The organism is Nocardia sp. PLKS1-43 (assembly GCF_059510335.1).
The window spans coordinates 503,046-519,144 of the sequence record NZ_JCAJZQ010000001.1; the positions used below are offsets into that span (position 1 = coordinate 503,046).

General features: G+C 68.6%; 15 protein-coding genes and 1 pseudogene. 11 read left to right on the top strand and 5 right to left on the bottom strand.

Annotated elements, in window-relative coordinates:
- Positions 1-8: 8 nt before the first annotated feature.
- On the bottom strand, positions 9-323 hold the full coding sequence (locus AC5WS7_RS02375) for a DMT family transporter (protein ID WP_495952659.1): 315 nt from the start codon (positions 321-323) through the stop codon (positions 9-11).
- A gap of 134 nt (positions 324-457) precedes the next feature.
- Here AC5WS7_RS02375 and AC5WS7_RS02380 point away from each other — a divergent pair.
- From AC5WS7_RS02380 to ruvB, 5 genes and pseudogenes are all read left to right on the top strand, one after another.
- Positions 458-865 (top strand): annotated as a pseudogene (locus AC5WS7_RS02380) (O-acetyl-ADP-ribose deacetylase); the annotation flags it as partial.
- A gap of 74 nt (positions 866-939) precedes the next feature.
- Positions 940-1,404, top strand: a complete 465-nt coding sequence (locus AC5WS7_RS02385) for an acyl-CoA thioesterase (protein WP_495952660.1) — start codon at positions 940-942, stop codon at positions 1,402-1,404.
- A gap of 84 nt (positions 1,405-1,488) precedes the next feature.
- Positions 1,489-2,058, top strand: coding sequence for a crossover junction endodeoxyribonuclease RuvC (gene ruvC, locus AC5WS7_RS02390; protein WP_495952661.1), 570 nt, complete (start codon positions 1,489-1,491; stop codon positions 2,056-2,058).
- Positions 2,055-2,660 carry a Holliday junction branch migration protein RuvA gene (gene ruvA, locus AC5WS7_RS02395; RefSeq protein ID WP_495952662.1) on the top strand — a complete coding sequence of 202 codons (606 nt, stop codon included), beginning with the start codon at positions 2,055-2,057 and terminating at the stop codon, positions 2,658-2,660. The genes ruvC and ruvA overlap by 4 nt, the downstream gene beginning before the upstream one ends.
- Positions 2,661-2,666: 6 nt before the next feature.
- On the top strand, positions 2,667-3,749 hold the full coding sequence (ruvB, locus tag AC5WS7_RS02400; protein ID WP_495952663.1) for a Holliday junction branch migration DNA helicase RuvB: 1,083 nt from the start codon (positions 2,667-2,669) through the stop codon (positions 3,747-3,749).
- A 68-nt stretch (positions 3,750-3,817) separates the two neighbouring features.
- Here ruvB and AC5WS7_RS02405 read toward each other — a convergent pair whose 3' ends face one another.
- The gene (locus AC5WS7_RS02405) at positions 3,818-5,773 is read right to left on the bottom strand and encodes a vWA domain-containing protein (protein ID WP_495952664.1); all 1,956 of its coding nucleotides are present in this window, start codon (positions 5,771-5,773) and stop codon (positions 3,818-3,820) included.
- A 28-nt stretch (positions 5,774-5,801) separates the two neighbouring features.
- Complete coding sequence (locus AC5WS7_RS02410) at positions 5,802-7,196, bottom strand: ATP-binding protein (protein ID WP_495952665.1); 1,395 nt, start codon at positions 7,194-7,196, stop codon at positions 5,802-5,804.
- Positions 7,197-7,602: 406 nt separating this feature from the next.
- Here AC5WS7_RS02410 and AC5WS7_RS02415 point away from each other — a divergent pair, with 406 nt between their 5' ends.
- The gene (locus AC5WS7_RS02415; RefSeq protein WP_495952666.1) at positions 7,603-8,037 is read left to right on the top strand and encodes a DUF1707 SHOCT-like domain-containing protein; all 435 of its coding nucleotides are present in this window, start codon (positions 7,603-7,605) and stop codon (positions 8,035-8,037) included.
- A 300-nt stretch (positions 8,038-8,337) separates the two neighbouring features.
- Entirely contained in the window at positions 8,338-8,880 is a 543-nt protein-coding gene (locus tag AC5WS7_RS02420; protein ID WP_495952667.1) for a DUF8020 domain-containing protein, read from the top strand.
- Between the two features lie 171 nt (positions 8,881-9,051).
- On the opposite strand, the gene AC5WS7_RS02425 is transcribed toward AC5WS7_RS02420, so the two are convergent.
- Positions 9,052-9,927, bottom strand: coding sequence for a hypothetical protein (locus AC5WS7_RS02425; protein WP_495952668.1), 876 nt, complete (start codon positions 9,925-9,927; stop codon positions 9,052-9,054).
- Between the two features lie 45 nt (positions 9,928-9,972).
- Positions 9,973-10,530: a DivIVA domain-containing protein gene (locus AC5WS7_RS02430; RefSeq protein ID WP_495952669.1), complete on the bottom strand. Its 558-nt coding sequence runs from the start codon at positions 10,528-10,530 to the stop codon at positions 9,973-9,975.
- 161 nt (positions 10,531-10,691) lie between these two features.
- Between AC5WS7_RS02430 and AC5WS7_RS02435 the strand changes: the two genes are divergently transcribed.
- From AC5WS7_RS02435 to secF, 4 genes are all read left to right on the top strand, one after another.
- The gene (locus AC5WS7_RS02435; protein ID WP_495952670.1) at positions 10,692-12,173 is read left to right on the top strand and encodes a flavin-containing monooxygenase; all 1,482 of its coding nucleotides are present in this window, start codon (positions 10,692-10,694) and stop codon (positions 12,171-12,173) included.
- A gap of 244 nt (positions 12,174-12,417) precedes the next feature.
- Complete coding sequence (yajC, locus tag AC5WS7_RS02440; RefSeq protein WP_495952671.1) at positions 12,418-12,834, top strand: preprotein translocase subunit YajC; 417 nt, start codon at positions 12,418-12,420, stop codon at positions 12,832-12,834.
- Positions 12,835-12,970: 136 nt separating this feature from the next.
- Complete coding sequence (gene secD, locus AC5WS7_RS02445) at positions 12,971-14,824, top strand: protein translocase subunit SecD (RefSeq protein WP_495953718.1); 1,854 nt, start codon at positions 12,971-12,973, stop codon at positions 14,822-14,824.
- Complete coding sequence (secF, locus tag AC5WS7_RS02450; protein WP_495952672.1) at positions 14,824-16,038, top strand: protein translocase subunit SecF; 1,215 nt, start codon at positions 14,824-14,826, stop codon at positions 16,036-16,038. The genes secD and secF overlap by 1 nt, the downstream gene beginning before the upstream one ends.
- The last annotated feature ends 61 nt before the right edge of the window (positions 16,039-16,099 follow it).

Sequence of the window (16,099 nt, forward strand, 5' to 3'; positions counted from 1 at the left end):
GTGTGCGGTCAGTGAAATGTCCTGAGCCCCACCACTCCCGCCACGATCAGCAGCAGGCATACGATGCGGCCCACTGCGGTGGACTCACCCAGCCACAGCATCCCGGCCAGAGCCGTGCCGACCGCGCCGATGCCGACCCAGACCGCGTAACCGGTGCCGACGGGGATCGTGCGCAGCGCGTAGCCGAGTCCGGCCATACTCAGCGCCAGCGCGGCCACGAAGCCCACAGTCGGCCACAGCTTGCTGAATCCTTCGGACTTCTCCAGCGAGATCGCCCACGCGGTCTCCATGAGTCCCGAGACGATCAACAACAACCAGGCCATGCTGGTACCGTATGCGACCGTCCGGTTCCGTCCGGCATCGCTCCGGCCGGACCGGTATGCCCGCCGGCAAACGCGTGCGCGATCGGTCCTGCGGGCGGGCACAATGAGCACATGGGCGAACTCGTTCTGGTGCGGGGCGATATCACCGCAAGGGCGGCCCGGCCATTCTCGCCGAGTGCCGGGAGCTGCGCGCATCCCGCTTCGGCAACGGGCTGCCGACCGGCGCCGCGGTGGCCACCACTGCCGGAAATCTGCCCGCGCGCTGGGTGATTCACACGGTCGGCCCGGTGTGGTCGGCCCGCGACGATCGTTCGGAGCTGTTGGCCTCCTGCTATCGCGAGTCACTGGCCGTCGCCGGCGAACTGGGCGCGGCGACGGTGGCTTTTCCCGCGATATCCACCGGAGTCTTCGGCTGGCCCATGGACGACGGCGCCCGAATCGCGATCGAAACGGTGCGGGCGGCGCGCACGGACGTGCGACGGATCAGCTTCGTACTGTTCGGCGCCGACGCGTACCGGGCGTTCGAGAACGCGCTGGGGTGACCGCGAATTCGAGAACGGGCCGGTCCGGGCGTTCTCGCGGGAAAGATGTCGGTGGTCTCTGATACAGCTGGTCCGTGACGAACTCGCAGGAACCGTTCTCGATCCGGCTCGAGGTCCGGCTGTCCGACCTCGATCCGCAGTTGCATGTCACCGGCTCCGCCTATCAGCAGTATGCCGACCATGCGCGTTTCGAATGTGTGCAGGCGGCGGGCATCTCGGTGGCGGACCTGCTGGCGGCGGGCTTGGGGCCGGTGAATCTGGAGACCACCATCCGGTACCACCGGGAGTTGCGCGCGGGCGACAGTGTGGACGTGACCTGTTCGTGGGTCTGGTCCGACGGCAAGACCTACCGCGTCGAACACGAGCTGACCCGAGCGGACGGTGAATTGTCGGCCACCGTCGGTCATGTCAGCGGCTTGCTGGATCTGCGGGAACGGCGGCTGGTCAGCGATCCCATGCGGCAGTGGGCAGCTCGCGCGAACGATCCGACCCTGCTGTGCCTGCCCGCGCACATGCGGGCGGATGTGCGGACGCGGTAGGGCCATTCGTGTCGGTATCGGGCGGGTTGCGGGTCGTCCTCTAGACTTCGAACAACTGTTCGCGAATCGGGTAGGGGTGCTTACGTGCGGGTGATGGGTGTGGATCCCGGGCTCACCCGGTGCGGTCTGAGCGTTGTGCGGGGCGGGCTCGGGCGGCAGGTGAGCGCGGTGGGCGTGGACGTGGTGCGCACGCCGCCGGAGATGGATCTCGCGCATCGGTTGCTGGCGGTTTCCGATGCCGCCGAGCAGTGGATGGACACCCACCGGCCCGACGCGGTCGCGATCGAGCGGGTGTTCTCCCAGCACAATGTGCGCACCGCGATGGGTACCGCACAGGCGGGCGGCGTGATCGCGCTGGCCGCCGCGCGGCGCGGCATCCCGGTGGCGTTCCACACGCCCAGCCAGGTGAAGGCGGCGGTCACCGGCAACGGGTCCGCGGACAAGGCGCAGGTCACCGCGATGGTGACCAGGATTCTGGGCCTGGCCGCCGCGCCGAAACCGGCCGATGCCGCCGATGCGCTCGCCCTGGCGATCTGTCATTGTTGGCGGGCGCCGATGCAGGAGCGGATGGCCAAGGCCGAGGCCATGGCCGAAGAACAGCGGCGCAGATATGCGGAACGACTTGCCCGGCAACGGAAGGCGGTGAACCGGTGATCGCGTCGGTACGCGGTGAGGTGCTCGAGATCGGCCTCGATCATGCGGTGATCGAGGCCGCCGGGGTCGGCTACCGGCTCAACGCGACACCCGCGACGCTGTCCACCCTCACCCGCGGCGAGGAATCGCGACTGTTCACCGCGATGATCGTGCGCGAGGATTCGATGACGCTGTTCGGCTTCGCCGATACCGAGGCGCGGGATCTGTTCGGTCTGTTGCAGACCGTGTCCGGCGTGGGGCCGCGGCTGGCGATGGCGGTGCTGGCGGTACTCGAACCCGAGGCGTTGCGCAAAGCTCTGGCGGAGAGCAATGTGGCCGCGCTGACTCGCGTCCCCGGTATCGGCAAGCGCGGGGCCGAGCGGATGGTGGTCGAACTGCGGGACAAGGTGAATCTCGTTCCGGTGCAATCGGGTCCGCCCGGTGTCGCACCGGCGCCGGTGGTCACGCCGGTGCGCGATCAGGTGATCGAGGCCCTCGTCGGACTCGGATTCGGAGTCAAACAGGCCGAACCGGCGGTGGATGCCGTCCTGGCCGAGGATCCGGGGTTGGACACCTCCAAGACGCTGCGCGCGGCGCTGGGAATGCTCGGGAAGAACCGGTAACGGCGGATGGGTGAGGAGTTCGAGCAGGAGCAATCTCCGGTCACCGCAAGCTATCTCAACTCCGACGGTGAGGTCGAGGCGAGTCTGCGGCCCAAATCCCTGGACGATTTCATCGGTCAGCCGCGGGTGCGCGAACAGTTGGCGCTGGTGCTGCGCGGTGCGAAATTGCGTGGCGGCACCCCCGATCACGTACTGCTGTCGGGCCCGCCCGGACTGGGTAAGACCAGTATGGCGATGATCATCGCCGGGGAACTCGGGTCGGCATTGCGCATCACCTCCGGTCCGGCGCTCGAACGCGCCGGTGATCTGGCCGCGATGCTGAGCAATCTGGTCGAGGGCGATGTGCTGTTCATCGACGAGATCCATCGCATGGCCCGCCCGGCCGAAGAGATGCTCTATCTGGCGATGGAGGATTTCCGGGTGGACGTGGTGGTCGGCAAGGGCCCCGGGGCGACATCGATTCCCTTGGACATCGCGCCGTTCACCCTCGTCGGCGCGACTACGCGCTCGGGCGCGCTGACCGGTCCGCTGCGCGACCGCTTCGGATTCACCGGACATATGGATTTCTACGAAGCCGATGAGCTGCAACGGATTCTGGAGCGTTCGGCGCACATTCTGGGTGTGCGCCTGGAATCCGATGCCGCGGCGGAGATCGCCGGTCGATCACGCGGCACCCCCCGGATCGCCAACCGCCTGCTGCGCCGGGTGCGTGACTATGCCGAGGTGCGTGCCGACGGCGTGATCACAGTCGAGATCGCCCAGGCCGCCCTGGCCGTGTACGACGTCGACGGTTTGGGCCTGGACCGCCTCGACCGCGCGGTGCTCGGCGCACTGGTTCGCAGCTTCGGCGGTGGCCCGGTGGGCGTTTCGACCCTGGCTGTCGCGGTGGGCGAGGAGGCCGCAACCGTCGAGGAGGTGTGCGAACCCTTCCTGGTCCGCGCCGGAATGGTCGCCCGCACCCCCCGCGGCCGCGTCGCCACCGCGGCCGCCTGGGAACATCTGGGCCTCGTCCCGCCCCCTGATCTCGTCTTCGGCTCGATCGAGGTGCGCGGCCGGGAATCCCACCCAACCCTCGACCTGTTCGAATGACGTTGTGCGCCGGGTGTTCTCGGCGCTGAACCAGTCGTCGTCCGGCCGGTCCGTGGGACACGCGATGATCAGGTTCGGCGGCGGCCGTGCAGGTAGTCGCTGACCACAGCCGCGCCGAGGCCGTCGAGGTCGGGGGCGATGACGCGCCCGCCGGTGCGGCGGGCCACCAGGTCCACGAAGGAGGCCAGGCGGGGTTCGTCGCCGAGCATGAAGACCGTGATGGAGGCGCCGAGTTTGGCCAGGGCGTCGACCTGGGTCATGGTGACGGCCAGGGTTCGGGGCTGGGGTGGCCAGCTGAAGTAGGCCTCGCCGTCGGATTCCAGGTGGGCGGTGGGTTCGCCGTCGGTGACGACCAGCACCACCGGCACCGCGTCGGGGTGCCGGCGCAGATGCCGACCGGCCAGCAGCAGGGCGTGGTGCAGATTGGTGCCCTGCTCCCAAACCCCTTCCAGCGCAGTCAATTCGGCAACATCCACCGAGCCCGCGTGGCGGCCGAAGGTGATCACTTCCAGTGCGTCGGAACGGAATCGGGTGCTGATCAGCTGGTGCAGGGCCAGGGCGGTGCGCTTCATCGGCACCCATCGGCCCTCCTGCACCATCGACCAGGAGGTATCCACGCACAGCGCCACGGCCGCCCGTGAGCGCTGTTCGGTCTCGGCGATCTCGACGTCGGAGACATCCAGGCGCACGGTGCGGCTGGCCGCCGAGGCCGAGCGCAGCACCGCGTTGCGCACGGTCCGCGAGACATCCCAGGGCTCGGTATCGCCGAATCGCCACGCCCGCGACGCGCCCGTCGGCTCGCCCGCCGCGCCCGCCAGAGCGGTGTCCCGCTCGCCGCGCCGCGACCGCAACTGCCCGATGACCGACCGCAGCGCGGTTTCGCCCAAGCGGCGTAATGCCTTGGGCGTCAACCGCAACGACCCGTCCGGCGCCCGCTCGAACAGACCCTGGCGGCGCAGCTCGCGCTCCAGTTCGGCCAGCCGCCGAGCATCGACGCGAGCCTCGTCACCGAGCTGGCGAGTCAGCGCGTCGAGGTCGATATCCTCGAGCCGCGCACCGGGATAGGACTGGCCGAGCTGTTCGGCCAGCGCGTCGAGTTCGGCCAGATCCTGCATGGCTTGGGCACCCTCGCCCATTCCGAGCGGATCCTGTCCGCGGAATCGCTGCGCGGACTCCCAGTCCTCGCCGGGGCGCAGCGCTCGCAGGTTCGCATCCAGCGCGGCGACCTGCGCGGCGACCTCCGGATCGCCGAACGCCTGCCCGATCAGCTCGGACAGTTCGGCACGCTGCTGCTCGGACATCGAGTTGAGCATGCGTTGCGCGGCGGCCGAACGCGCGGCGAGCGCATCGATCAGCTCGTCGGTGTCGCGCGGATTCTCCGGGAAGAATTCGCCGTGTTCGGCCATGAATTCGGCGAACTGCTGTTCGGTGTCCTCGCCGCGGGCGTGTGCGGCGAGCAGATCGTTGAGATCGGACATCATCCGCTTGATGCGCTCGACATCCTGCGGCGTGGTGCTCTGCAGCGCCTGCTTCATGCCCTGGAAACGCGATTCGAGCAGTTCCTGACCGAGCATGTCGCGGATCTTGCGGTAGTTCTCCCGGCCGGTCTCCGAGCGCCAGTCGTACTCGGACAGCTCGCCGACCGCGGCCGCGGTGCTCGGGGGCAGCGCGTCGAGCTGGGCCTCGGCGAAGCGGGCGTCGTCGGACGGGTCGGGGAACAGCGCGCGGCGTTCGGCGTCCAGGGCCTCGTCCAACAGGCGGCGCACCTCCTGCAGCGTGCCGTCGAGCCGGTTGTGCCGGGTGATATCGGCGCGACGCTGCCAGACCCGCCGGGTCAGCTCGTCCAGGCCGCGCATATCGCGCATGCCGCGGCGCAGCAGCTCTTCCATCGCCCGCCGCGGCGAGCTGCCCTCCATCACCTCGCGCCCGATCTGATCCAGGGCGTCGCGCAGATCCAGTGGCGGCGCGAGCGGATCGGGCCCGTCGTGGTACGGGCCGTAGGAATAGCGATCAGGGGCAGTCATGATCTCTCACAAGGGGATTCGACGGCGGTCACGAACCGTAGACCGCCATGCCGTCGTCGGTGTCCTTGGCGACCTGCCGGGCCAGGAACAGCGCCTCGAGCGCGAATTCCACGGCGGCCGCGATCCGGGTCGGCGGTTCGGTGGGGGCGACGCCGAGGCGTTCGGCGACCTCGTGCAGCACCGGCAGCTCGGGCAGTGCGGACAACACATCCTTGCCCGGGACGCGTTCGCCGGTGGTGACCAGATTGCCGTCGCCGACCGCGGTTGCCAGTGGACGCAGATTCACCCCGCCGAGGCGGGCGCGGGCGGTCTCGGAGAACGCGCGGCGCATCAGATGGGTCAGATGTTCCTGTTCGCGGCCTTCCTCACCGGATTCGAACTCGAGCTTGCCGCGCAACACCGCCGGTACCGACTCCAGATCGACGGGGCGCGCGACCGCCGGGCTCTCCCCGGTGATCGCCGAACGGCGCAGGGCGGCCGCGGCCACCGTTTCGGCCGCCGCGACAGCGAAACGAGCCGACACGCCCGAGCGCTGGTCGATCGCGGGCGATTCACGCAATTGACGCACGAACCGGGCCAGCACCTCGATCAGCGGATCGCCCACCTCGGCGACCAGTTCGGCCTCCTGGCGGACCAGATCCACCTCGGACTCCACATCGAGCGGGTAGTGGGTGCGGATCTCCGCGCCGAAGCGGTCCTTGAGCGGGGTGATGATGCGGCCGCGGTTGGTGTAGTCCTCGGGGTTGGCCGTGGCGACCAGCAAAACGTCCAGTGGCAGGCGCAGCGTATAGCCGCGGACCTGGATATCGCGCTCCTCCATCACGTTCAGCAGCGCGACCTGGATGCGCTCGGCCAGATCGGGCAGTTCGTTCACCGCGACGACGCCCCGATGCGCGCGCGGGACGAGGCCGAAGTGAATGGTCTCCGGATCGCCCAGGCTGCGGCCCTCGGCGACCTTCACCGGATCGACATCGCCGATCAGGTCGCCGACCGAGGTGTCGGGGGTGGCCAGTTTCTCGGCATACCGCTCGGAGCGATGCCGCCAGGCCACCGGCAGATCGTCGCCGAGTTCGGCGGCCAGCCGTCGTCCGGCCGGGCTGATCGGATCGAGCGGATGTTCGCCCAGTTCGGCGCCCGCGATGACGGGCGTCCACTCGTCGAGCAGCCCGATGAGCGTGCGCAGCAACCGGGTCTTGCCCTGGCCGCGCTCACCGAGCAGGACGACGTCGTGTCCGGCCAGCAGGGCCCGCTCGAGCTGCGGCAGCACGGTTCGGTCGAAGCCGACGATGCCTGGCCAGGGGTCGCCGCCGGAGCTGAGCAGGGCAAGCAGGTTCTCGCGGATCTCGGACTTCACGCTGCGCGGCAGATATCCGGCGGCACGCAGCTCGCCCGCGGTGGTGGGGAGGTTCTCCGGTGCGGTCACCGTATCGACGCTACGACGATCTTGCGGTCCCGTCGACGCGACCGACCTGCGTTATCGGCCGGAAAACAGATTGACGGGTATGCATCGCCGGATGACAGATCACACCGCGGCCTCGCGATGAACGGGGAAATGCCTGGCCAGCGTCGGTTGCGGAACTTCGTGGCGTGCCGATTCGGCTCTGCGCGAACACCTTCTCGGCCCGATGCGGCGCACAGTGCCGCCGGATATCCGGAAATGCCGGGCGGGCACGGGGATTGCGAGGTTCCGCGATATCCGCACCGATCGTGGCGGACTGCGCCGCCGAGCGCAGCCGCGAATACGTCTCGCGGCGCAGGCGCGCCGGTCCGCGAGCGTTCTACCCTGGTAACAGACTCGATTGTCGGAAATTTTCGGTGAGGCGGTAGCGATGGCCGATTCAGACGCCGCGGGCTTCGGAGTGCCCGCCTCCTCGGGGGCCGTGCGGATCGGAACGGCCGAACGCGAACAGGCGGCCGCATCGCTGGGCGAACATTTCGCGGCCGGGCGGCTCGAGGTCGACGAATACGACGATCGAGTGGCCCGCGCCTACGCCGCGAAGACGACCGCGGACCTCGCGGTGCTGTTCAGCGATCTGCCGCGTCCGATGAATCCGCGGCCACCGCAGCCGCCGCCGCCCCGGCCGGCTCGGCCGCTGCTTCCGGTGCTGGTGATCGCGGTGGTGATACTCGCCGTCGTACTCGCGGCGGAGACCCATTTCGTTCCGCTCTTCGTATTCCCGGTGCTGTTCTTCGTATTCATTCGCGGCCGCAGGGGCTGGGCGCGGCAGTATCCCGGCGGGCCGCGGCGGTATTACCGGAGTTGATCGGTTCGAGCGCCGGGCGGGCTATCCGCCTGGCGCGCAACGGTTTCCCCACTCGCGGCGATTCTGTGATCCAGATCACCGGTATGGGTCTACCTGCTGATATCCCGTGGTAAGGACACTGCGCGCCCGGTTCGGGTGGCGTGCGGCAGCGGTTCCGGGCACTCTCATCCACGGAAACCTTGTCGGGCAATGTGATCCAAAAACAACCGCCCCCGCGAGGCTTCCGCCAGAATGGATCCGGTCGAAGCGTCGGGGGTCGGACGTGTCGGTAGATCACCGACGGATTTGAGGGGAATGCATATGAGAGCCAAGAAGTTCGCTGCTACCGCGCTGCTCGCGATCGGCGCCACCGGCGTCACCGCGGGCGTCGTCCAAGCACAGCCTGTCACTCCCGCTGCCACCGGCATCCAGGGAGCCGATCACGGCGTGCAGTATTCGGTCGCGCCGACCGCGGACCACACCGGTGTGGCCGCGACCGTCGCGGCGGGTCGGTTCGCCCTCGCGCCCGACGCCCGGTCGGTCACGCTCACAAACGCCGCCGGCGCCGTCGTGGCCACGGTTCCGCTGGGCCTGCGGTCCGCCGCCGGTGTCGTCGCCCTCACTCCACGGATCGGGAACGACGGCCGAACCCTCACCCTCACATCGCAATCCGCGTCGTCGAGCGTCGTCAAGTCGATCGACGACGCCACGAACGCGCGCAAGCAGTACAACGCGGGTGTGGGCGCGCTGATCGGCGCCGGTATCGGCGCGGTGATCGGATTCTTCCTCGGCGGCGTCGGTGCCCTCGTGACCATTCCGATCGGCGCGGGCATCGGCGCACTGATCGGTTATTCCACTCCGTAATCCGGACCGCTCGGCCGATATTCACCGGGCGAGTTCTTACCTCGCGCAACGCCGTTCGGGCTCGAGCCCCGGACGGCGTTGCACTGTGTTCAGCCCTGCGAAAACGCATCGAGGCATGCAGTGCGCGGATGTCTCGGCGAACCTTCGAATCTGCTCGACTCAGGCCGAAACTCAGAGCCGGGTATCAGCGTCGGCTCGCGGGAGGCGGGTGGCGGACGCGGCGTCCGGATTCGGCTGCGGAAGCACATCGGGCCGGGGCGGGTGACCCTCGGGGGGACCGGCGAGGTCGGAAGTTCCGGGTTCGCCATGGATTTCGGGGTCGTTCGTGCCGGGTTCCGCGGGGTCCCCGACTGCGGCAACGATGGATTCGGCGGGATCGTGGTCGGTGGGGAATTCGGCTGTGGCCGTTGGTGTTTCATCGGGGATGTCGGCGCCTCGGATTCCGGGAGCGACCGTTTCGGCTTCGCCGGAGGGATTGCCCGTGTCGGCGGAACGTTCGGCCAGGGAGTCGAATTCGATACGGAGACGGTCGATCTCGGCCGCGAGTTCGTCGCGGACCTGTTCTCGTTCGGCCAGGCTGGCCCGCATCCCGTCGAGGGTGTCGTCCATCGCGGCCAGGCGGCGGTCCGCGCCCTCGAGTTGCCAGGCGATGACGGTGCGGCGGTCCACGTCGGCGCTCGCCGCGCCGACCCAATCGATGACGTAGTCCAGCCAATCGGGTTGTTTGGGCATGGGCACGGTCTCGTCCCAACCCTGCCGCAGGGCGGGTTTACCCGAGATCACCCGTTCGCCGACCGTGGGGGCGTGCAGCTGCACCATGCTCAGCTTCCCGGCGCTGGTCACCACCGCGGTCAGGCGATAGCGGCCCGCCAGGTGCATGCGCAGTTCCGCGGTGCCGCGGCCGTCGGCGTCCATCACGCCCAGCCACGGCCCGTACGCGGCGTCGAGGATCGCCTCGATGATGCCGAGCTGCCCGACGCCCCGGCGCAGGCGCGTCGCCCGCTTGCGCAGGTCGTCCGGTGTGGCCGTCATCTGATCCCAGTGCATGCATCACCTTTCCGCTCGGCAGGCCGGATCGGGTGCCCACACTACTCACGATGCGGTGTGCGCACGCTCCTGCTCGGTGAGCGTCCGCACGACGACGTCCAGGAAGGCGTCCACTTCGTCGGCGTAATAGGCCGCCGCACCGGGCTCGGCCGGTCCGAAGTCGATCGCGCGGGCATCCTGGCTGCTCAGACCGGTGGGACCGGCGTGCGCGAGGGTGGTGGCCACGACGTCGAGGAAGGTGTCGACCTGCGCGACCGCGTAGCCGTCGCGTCCGGACGGAGGCGCGGAGAACCGGAGCCGCTGCACATAGCGCGGGCTCAGCCGCGCCGGGCCGGGATGCGGCGTGTCACCGCGGCGCGCGTATTCGAGCTCCACACAGGCCCGGTCCAGATAGTCGTCCACCTGGTCGCGGTCGTACCCGTGGTGTCCGAATGCGGCCGAGGCGAATTCGTGGTCGCGGATCTGCGCGGCGGTGAGCATCGACCGGCCCCGGAACGCCTCCGCGACCCGCTCGCAGAAGGCGTCCACCTCGGCCGCGTCGTAGCCGCGGTCTCCGGCGGCGGTCCTGGCGAAGCGGGCGGTTCGCACGTCCTGGGTCGTCACACCGAACATTCTTACTACGGGCCGGGCGGAATGTAGTGCGGGTCACAATTATTCGCCCGAATCTCGGTGCGCACCGATCGTTGACGGGTCCGCGGGGGCTGTGCCGCGGGCAAATGATGTGTCATTCTGTATCAGATACTTTGCGTAACGGGAGGTTCGTCGTGGCGCCTCGATTCGATGCGATCGTGGTCGGAGCCGGGTTCGGTGGCATGGGTGCGGGCATCGAGCTCGACCGGCTCGGGCTCGGCGATTTCGTGATCCTGGAACGGGAGAGCGATCTGGGCGGGACCTGGCACGTGAACCGGTATCCCGGACTCGCGGTGGATATCGCCTCGGTGACCTACTCGTACTCCTTCGAGCCCAACCCGCACTGGTCACGCCTGTTCGCGCCGGGTGCGGAGCTGAAGCGGTACGCCGAGCACGTGGCGGACAAATACGATCTGCGGCGGCGGATGCGCTTCGACACCGTGGTCTCCGGCGCCCGCTGGGACGCCGAGGAGAGTCAGTGGGTGGTCAGCATCGAGGGCGGCGAACCGCTGACCGCCCGCTATCTGCTCACCGCGACCGGATTCCTGTCCCAGCCGTACACCCCGCCGTTCCCCGGGATCGAAACCTTCGCGGGCAAGATCATCCACACCACCGCCTGGGATCAGGACTACGACCTCGCCGGCCGCCGGGCGGCGATCATCGGCACCGGCGCGACCGCCGTGCAACTGGTACCCGAAGTCGCGCGGGCGGTGACCGAGCTGACGGTATTCCAGCGCACCCCGATCTGGGTGGTGCCGAAAATCGATATGCCGATTCCGCCGGTGGTGCAGAGCATCTTCGATCGGGTGCCGCTGACCCAGCAGGCCGCCCGCCTGGCCAACACCACCGCGCTCGAGGCGCTGATGGTGATCGGCGTCCTGCACTTCCGGCAGGCCAAACTGCTGAACCGGGGCGCCGGTCTGCTCGCGAAGGCCCATCTGCGGGCCCAGGTGCGCGATGCGCGGACCCGCCGCGAACTCACCCCGCACTACGACTTCGGCTGTAAGCGCCCGACGTTCTCGAACGCCTATTTCAAGACGTTCAACGAACCGCACGTACATCTGGAGACGAACTCGATCGAACGCATCGAACCCGGCGGCATCGTCACCGCCGACGGCCGCACGACCGAGATCGACACGTTGATCCTGGCCACCGGGTTCAACCTGTGGGATGTGAACTTCCCGGCCATCGAGATCATCGGCCGCGACGGGGTGGATCTCGGAAAGTTCTGGCGGGACAACAGATTCCAGGCCTACGAGGGCATCACGGTGCCGAAGTTCCCGAACTTCCTGAGCCTGAACAGCCCGTACTCCTACAGCGGCCTGTCGTACTTCACCACCATCGAGGCCCAGATGAAACACATGGGCCGGTTGTTCGGGGAGATGTTCCGGCGCGACGCGCGGGTGTTCGAGGTGACCGAGCGGGCGAACACCGAATTCCTGGACCGGGTGACCGAGAAACTGGGATCCTCGGTGTTCTACGACGGACACTGCTCGACCGCGCGCAGCTATTACTTCAACCAGCACGGCGAGGCGGCGCTGCTGCGCCCGACCAGCACCCTCAACGCCCATCGCGAGGCGGTCAGCTTCCCGCTGGACGATTACCTCTACGCCTGAGTCCGGTTCGCCGCCTTCGGCGCGGCGGGTCGGTGGCCGCGCGGCCCAGTGCTCGCCCGGTGGGGTAGTGTTCGCCCGACCCCGGGGACGGCCGCCCGGTCGCGACGGCGTCGGTGTCGGTACGGGTGCTCGTGACGACCGCCGTGGGCGGTGGCGGCGAGCTGATGGCAGACTGGGGTACTACGCTGGCAGTTCGGCGTCCGCCGGACCGCTTCCACCGACAGACCTAGGACCGACGACAACGATGGCTCAACTGCTGTTTCCCCTGCTGCTGGTAGCCCTGCTGGTGCCGATGTTCCTCGGTGTCCGCCGTCAGAAGCGCGAGGCCGCCAACACTACCGCCATGCAGGAGAACCTGAAGGTCGGCGATCGGGTCACCACCACCTCGGGCCTGTACGGCACCGTGGTCGATCTCGACGAGACGACCATCGATCTGGAGATCGCGGAGGACGTCGTGACCACCTGGCTGCGTGCCGCGGTGCGCGAGGTGCGCATCGAGGACGCGGCGGAGCCGGCCGAGTCCGGGTCGCACGACTCCGAGATCGAGTCGGCCGAGCCGGACGCGCCCGCCGCCGAGGCGCAGCCGCCGCACGACGCTGTCAACGGTGCCACCGCCGAGGAGTCCGTCGAGGACACCAACGCCCGGCTGACCAAGGAATGACCCGCTCGCGTCGTCGCCCGGCCGCACCGGCCGTGTGCGACGGCGCTGCGGCATGTCCGGAGTCGACCGCTCGACCGGCATCGGCCTGCCCACCCTGTCCACTGCCCGGCCCAACACCGTCCAGGAGATAAGAACTGTGCCACCTTCCAAGGGAACGGGGCATCCGCTGCGGCTGCTCGGCGTCTATGCGCTGCTGCTGATCGTGATCTACGGCCTGGTGTTCTTCACCGATGCGAAGACCGCGGCGGCCAAACTCGGCATCGACCTGCAGGGCGGCACCCGCGTCACGCTCAGCGCGCGCACGCCGGACGGCAGCAAGCCGAGCCAGGACAGCCTCAAGCAGGCCCAGCAGATCATCGAATCCCGGGTCAACGGCCTCGGCGTCGCCGGGTCGGAGGTCGTCATCGACGGCGACAACCTGGTCATCACGGTGCCCGGACAGAACGGTCAGCAGGCCAAGTCGCTGGCCACCACCGCCAAGCTCTACATTCGCCCGGTCCTGCAGTCCGGTCAGCAGAACGCCGCGGGCGGGCTGCCCGGCGGGCCCACCGGCAACATCACGCCCGGACTGCCCTTGCCGGGCATGACGCCGCCCGGCACGCAGCAGCCGGGCAACGCGACACCCGCGCCGGCGCCGGGTGCGCAGAAGCCGAGTGCCTCGGCGCCGGGTAACCAGCAGTCCGGCACCGCCAACCACGCCGCGCAGAACCGCGTGTTCCCGGCGGACTACCGGGTGCCCTCGGCGCAGGACCTGGGCCACCAGCAGGCGCCGACCACGCCGCCCGCCACGCCGAAGAAGCCGACGCCCACGACGCCGAAGCCCGCCACTGCGGCCCCGACGACCCCGCCCGCGGCCCCGGCGAACACGTTGAGCCCGGCCGAGCAGACCAAACAGGCCATCGCCAAGGCCAAGGCCCTGCGTCAGAGCACCAACCAGCAGATCCAGCAGCTCGCGCTGGCGACCCTGGATTGCAGCAAACCCGATCCGCTGGCCGGTAACGACGATCCGAATCTGCCGCTGGTCACCTGCGCGACCGATGGCACCGGCACCTACCTGCTGGACAAGAGCCGCATCGACGGCCAGGACATCAAGGACGCCAGCGCCTCGTTCAACCAGCAGCAGTCGCAGTGGTCGGTGGATCTGACCTTCAAGCACTCCGACCCGTGGGCCAAGCTCACCGGTGACTACGTGAACCAGCAGGTCGCGTTCGTCCTGGACTCGAAGGTCGTCAGCGCGCCGGTGGTGCAGCAGGGCCCGCAGGAGGGCGGCACCACCTCGATCACCGGGCACTTCAACGCCACCACCGCCAAGGATCTGGCGAACCAGCTGAAGTACGGTTCGCTGCCGCTGTCCTTCGCCACCTCCGAGGCCGAGACGGTTTCCGCGACGCTGGGCCTGTCCTCGCTGCACGCGGGCCTGATCGCCGGTGCGGTCGGTCTGATCGCGGTGCTGCTGTACTGCCTGCTCTACTACCGGATGCTCGGCTTCCTCGCCGGATTCTCGCTCGTCGCTTCGGGTTTCGCGGTGTACGGGATCATCGTGCTGCTGGGCCGGTGGATCAATTTCACCCTGGATCTGGCCGGCATCGCCGGTCTGATCATCGGTATCGGTATGACCGCGGACTCGTTCGTGGTGTTCTTCGAACGCATCAAGGACGAGATGCGCGAGGGCCGGAGTTTCCGTTCGGCGGTGCCGCGCGGCTGGTCGCGCGCACAGCGGACGAACCTGTCCGGCAAGACGGTCAGCCTGATCGCCTCGGCGGTGCTGTACATCCTGGCCGCCGGCCAGGTGAAGGGCTTCGCCTTCACCCTCGGCCTGACCACCGTGCTCGACGTCATCGTGCTCTACCTGGTCACCTCGCCGCTGATGATGCTGGCCTCGCGCTCGCCGTTCTGGGCCAGGCCCGCGGTGAACGGCCTGGGCGCGGTGGCCCAGTACGCGCGCGAACGCAAGGCGGCCGCCGGCATCCCGGCCGGTAAGGAGGCGTGATGAGCAACCCCAGTTCCGTCATGGAGACCGATACCGTGAACGATCAGGCCGTGACCGCCGCGCCCAAGCACGGATTCTTCGAACGGCTCTACACCGGTACCGGTGGTTTCCGGATCGTCGGGCGACGCCGGATGTACTACCTCGTGGCCGCGGCGCTGATCGTGATCGCGCTGTCGAGCATCGGACTGCGCGGATTCACCCTCGGCATCGACTTCGCCGGTGGTACCCGGATCCAGCTGCCGGCCGTCGCCGGGACCAGTACCTCGCAGGTCACCGATGCCTACGCCAAGGCGCTCGGGCACGACCCGGTCACCGTGCAGAAGGTCGGCTCCGGCGCCGCGGCATCGTACGAGATCCGTTCGGACACACTGGATGCCACGCAGCAGGACAAGGTGCAGAGCGCGCTGTTCGACGCGTTCCACCCGAAGGATTCGACCGGAACGGTCAGTCGCAACGCGATCAGCATCGCGGAGATCAGCTCGACCTGGGGTGGCCAGGTCACCCGCAAGGCGCTCATCGCCCTGGGCGTTTTCGTCCTGCTGACGATGATCTACATCGCGATCCGCTTCGAACGCGATATGTCCATCGCCGCGATCGCCTCGCTGTTCTTCAACCTGATCGTGACCGCGGGCCTGTACTCGATCGTCGGATTCGAGGTGACCCCGGCCGCGGTGATCGGCCTGCTGACCATCCTGGGGTACGTGCTCTACGACAACGTCGTCGTCTTCGACAAGGTCGAGGAGAACACCCGGGGAGTGCTGCACCGCACCAACCGCACCTACGCCGAGTTCGCGAACCTCGCGGCCAACCAGACGTTGATGCGTTCGATCAACACCACCGTCATCGGCATCCTGCCGATCGTCGGCATGCTGGTCATCGCGGTATGGCTGCTGGGTGTCGGCACGCTGAAGGATCTGGCGCTGGTACAGCTCATCGGCATGGTCGTCGGCGCGTACTCCTCGATCTTCTTCGCCGTGCCGCTCCTGGTCTCGATCAAGGAGCGCTGGGGTCCGGTGGCCGCGCACACCCGGAAGGTGCTGAACAAGCGATCCGGCAGGGCGGCGCGGGCGAGCGACGACGACGCGCCGGCGCGTCGCGCGGCGGCCCCGAGCGGTACGCCGCGTCGCCGGGAACCGGTGGGCGAGGGTCCCCGGTCCGCCGCACCGAGACCCGGTGCGCGGCCGACCGGAAAGCGGCACAAGAACAGGCACTGATCATGCGGGCGCTGCCCTCGCGCAGTCGGGCGAATTCAGCGGAGGAAGCTTGCGAAACGAC